The sequence below is a fragment of the Roseburia sp. AF12-17LB genome, from assembly GCF_003479605.1.
GTDB lineage: Bacteria > Bacillota > Clostridia > Lachnospirales > Lachnospiraceae > Roseburia_C > Roseburia_C amylophila.
In genome coordinates, this window is record NZ_QUHR01000031.1 from 1 (window position 1) to 1,449 (window position 1,449).

Sequence of the window (1,449 nt, forward strand, 5' to 3'; positions counted from 1 at the left end):
ATAGCAAAAATGGCTGGTGTTGAGGAAAATGATATTGACAGGCTTTTAGCCAATCCACCAGAAAAGATTGAAATCGAAGTAAAGTATAAAATTGCTGTGACGGTTATGGAACTGCGATTTTGGCTAAAAGATTGTGAATCACCGATATAATCGGGATTTGTGAGTAGAGGGCACTTATGAAAAATAAAAGTATCAATCAAGTTTCCATAATAAATGGTGAAGATGGTCCCACAAGTGTTTTTATATTTGGAGAAGCTCAAAAGCAATCTCTAAAGATTAGAATCCGAAATGCTATCTATCAATCCAGACGAAAAAGGATAGAAAAGAGAATAGCGGCCAACCCGCATACCCTTGCGGAAGTGGTGCAATACGCAAAGGATCATTATGATTTAGTGGAAATCAATCCTGCCGCAACAAATTGGATAGAACGACAGAAAAATCTAAAAGCTAGTTTGATTATGCAGCATAAACCAGAACTTTTTGGCCAAAGGAAGGATATTCCAAAACCAGATTTTCATAATGAAGAATCTGTTAAAAATTTTTTGAATGAAATGGAAATTAGAAATAAATTGATTGACCAAATGCCTGATAATGTAATTCCCATGGATTTTCATTTATATGAAATAAAAATTGGTGAGGATTTAATGGAAATAGAGGTAGATTATACCTGGAATATATTTGGAATATCTTACTCTGGAAATAAGTCGGTCATAAAAAGGTTTAAGAAAATAGCCAGAGATTTATATTGTTATTATGGTGTCAGTGAGGAGGATATAAAGAACCGGACAAAAAGATATTCTTCACTGGTAACGGAATTGAGTTCATAAATAAGCAGTTAATTTAGCAACAACTTGTTGCAGATTCTAAAGTTATCTTGCATAATTAAAATATAAAAGATGTATATAAGGTCGGAACAGAGACCTTAAACCTGTTCCAGTGGTCGGGATGGAGACCGAAAACCCATTCCCATTGCGGAATAAACTGCAAATACAGTGATCGCGTTGCAGAAACCTGTGAGGCCTGCGACCGGGGGAGAACCTGCGGGGACTCCTCTTTTCTATATTATGGAGATGGTGTATATGCAGAAGATGCTTGATTTTATAACATAGAAGAGAGTACGTGTAATGCGGAGTAAATAATGGTCAAAAAACAATCGACATCCGACCTCACACACGTTATAATATAGATAATCTAATAAGAAAACAGTGTTATCATTACCGCATATTCAGTGAGAATGGTAGCCATAAATATGAATTCGCAGGAACGGAATGGTTGAACCCTCAGGGTGACAGTGTCACTCATTTGTCAGCGAGAGGTGCTTAACTTGGATGATTTTCAGTTTTCTTATTTTGACATGGATTTACAGGAAAGTCAGTAAAATCAAGTTGTTGCTTGACTTATGTTGACCAAGAAAAACATAGATTTTCTGTAGTGACTTGAACTCCTAAG

At 36.0% G+C, this 1,449-nt stretch carries 2 protein-coding genes; both read left to right on the top strand.

Annotated features, from left to right (window positions below; all coding sequences use genetic code 11):
• Positions 1 to 9: 9 nt before the first annotated feature.
• Positions 10 to 150 carry an HTH domain-containing protein gene (locus DWV68_RS15130; RefSeq protein ID WP_012744350.1) on the top strand — a complete coding sequence of 47 codons (141 nt, stop codon included), beginning with the start codon at positions 10 to 12 and terminating at the stop codon, positions 148 to 150.
• A 26-nt stretch (positions 151 to 176) separates the two neighbouring features.
• Positions 177 to 827: a hypothetical protein gene (locus tag DWV68_RS14255; protein ID WP_118666117.1), complete on the top strand. Its 651-nt coding sequence runs from the start codon at positions 177 to 179 to the stop codon at positions 825 to 827.
• Positions 828 to 1,449: the final 622 nt, after the last annotated feature.